This window comes from Haloferax profundi, assembly GCF_001469865.1.
Classification (GTDB): domain Archaea; phylum Halobacteriota; class Halobacteria; order Halobacteriales; family Haloferacaceae; genus Haloferax; species Haloferax profundi.
In genome coordinates, this window is sequence record NZ_LOPV01000224.1 from 1 (window position 1) to 2,428 (window position 2,428).

A 2,428-nucleotide genomic window follows, 5' to 3' on the forward strand; every position below is an offset into this window, starting at 1 on the left:
AGCGGTCGAAAACGCCGGGTACGAGGTCACCGGAACCGACGCCGACGAACTCGAAGACGCCGAGACGGAGACCGAACCCCGGAGCGTCTGGCGAAGTACGCGCGCGGTGAAAACATGGGTGAGCGGTGGGTTCCTCGCAGCGGGTATCGCCGCCGAGTTCCTCCTCGGTCTGGAACTCGTCGTGGCGTCGCTCCTCGGCGTCTCGTTCACGCTCGCAGAAGTCCTCTACGTCGTCGGTGCTGGCGTCGGCGGGCAAGCCATCCTCCGAAACGGCTACTACTCCGCCCGGAACCGCAGTCTCGACATCGACTTCCTGATGTCGGCGGCGATTATCAGCGCCGTCACCGCGAGTCTCATCTCGCCGCCCACGAGTCTCTACTTCGAAGCGGCCACGCTCGCGTTCCTGTTCAGTGTCTCTGAACTCCTCGAACGCTACTCGATGGACCAGACGCGGAACTCGCTCCGCGAACTGATGGACCTCTCACCCGACGAGGCGACAGTCCGGCGCGACGGTGTCGAGACAGTCGTTCCGGTCGAAGACGTCGTGGTCGGTGACACCGTCGTCGTCAGGCCCGGCGAGAAGATACCCGTCGATGGAACCGTCCTCACCGGCGACACTGCCGTCAACCAAGCGCCCATCACCGGGGAATCGGTCCCCGTCGACAAGACCAGCGGTGACGAGGTGTACGCCGGCACCGTCAACGAGACAGGGTATCTGGAGGTTCGTGTCGACTCTGCCGCCGGCGACGACACACTCTCGCGTATCGTCTCGATGGTCGAAGACGCACAGGCGAACAAGACCGAACGCGAGCAGTTCGTCGAGCGTTTCTCGTCGTACTACACGCCGTTCATGGTCGTCGTCGCCGTCTCCGTCGCGGCGATTCCACCGCTCGCGTTCGGTCTCGACTGGGTGACGTGGTTCGTCTACGGTATCACGATGCTCGTCCTCGCGTGTCCGTGTGCGTTCGTCATCTCGACGCCCGTCTCGGTGGTCTCCGGCATCACTTCGGCGGCACGAAACGGCGTCCTCATCAAAGGCGGCACACACCTCGAAGCGATGGGCGCAGTCGAAGCCATCGCCATCGACAAGACGGGGACACTCACCAAGGGTGAACTCACCGTCACCGACGTCGTGCCGCTGAACGGGAACACCGAGTCCGACGTGCTTCGTTGTGCTCGGGGCCTCGAATCGCGGAGCGAACACCCCATCGGTCAGGCAATCGTCTCGCACGCAGACGGGAACGACATCGCTGGCAGGGATGTGTCCGGGTTCGAGAGCATCACCGGCAAAGGGGTTCGCGCCGAACTCGACGGCGTCCCGCACTACGCCGGCAAACCTGGTCTCTTCGAGGAACTCGACTTCCACCTCGACCACGTCCACGTCACCCACCCGGACGACACGCTCTCGGACGACGTTCGCGCACTCTGCGACAGACAGGGGTGTCTCAACCTCGTCGAAGATACGATTCCGCGTCTGCAAGCCGAGGGGAAGACTGTCGTCCTCGTCGGGACGGAAGACGAACTCGAAGGCATCGTCGCCGTCGCCGACGAAGTTCGCCCGGACGCGAAAGCGACTGTCGCCAAACTCCGCGAGTTCGGTCTCTCCGTGGTCATGCTCACCGGCGACAACGAAGGGACGGCACGCGCCATCGCGGAACAAGTGGGCGTCGACGACTTCCGGGCCGAACTACTTCCGGAGGACAAGGTTGCCGCCGTGGAAGGACTCCTCGACGAGTACGACTCGGTTGCGATGGTCGGTGACGGCATCAACGACGCCCCCGCGTTGGCGACGTCGACGGTCGGTATCGCGATGGGAGCCGCGGGGACGGACACCGCACTGGAGACGGCAGATATCGCGCTCATGGCCGACGACCTGTCGAAATTGCCCTACCTCTACGAACTGTCGCACCAGGCGAACCACGTCATCCGCCAGAACATCTGGGCGTCGCTGGCCATCAAGGCCGTCCTCGCCGTCGGAGTTCCGTTCGGGTACGTCAGCGTCGCACTCGCCGTCCTCGCTGGCGACGCCGGGATGACACTCGGTGTGACCGGGAACGCGATGCGACTGGCCCGGATTCGTCCGGGCGACGCCGGCGAGTCTGTCGAATAGCTGAGAAACTCGTCCACTCTCGTTCGGGACTGTGGGTGCTGTTTTGGGTATCAAACTACGTGTTCGCGTCACGTGGGGTCTTCACATGGGACAGACAGACGAGACGAACTCGCTGGAGGTTCGGTGGTTCGGCACTGGGTCACCACCGCAGTCCCTCCGTGAGTGGGCCTCTGGGTTCGGGGACGTAGAAGCGTCACAGCGGACTGACGTGTACCTCTCGCCACTCGACTCGGCGTTGAACCTCAAACTGCGCGGAGGGGGTGCCGACGCTGTCGAACTGAAGTACCGACTCGGAAGTGGAACGCGCCACGTGTTCTC

1 protein-coding gene and 1 pseudogene are annotated in these 2,428 nt (G+C 63.8%); both read left to right on the top strand.

Translation table 11 applies throughout. The features are described from left to right. Positions 1 to 2,110 (top strand): heavy metal translocating P-type ATPase (locus AUR66_RS11250; RefSeq protein WP_058572501.1); only part of this gene is annotated, 2,110 nt, incomplete at its 5' end. An 85-nt stretch (positions 2,111 to 2,195) separates the two neighbouring features. Continuing rightward, positions 2,196 to 2,428, top strand: a pseudogene (locus tag AUR66_RS11255) (hypothetical protein); the annotation flags it as partial.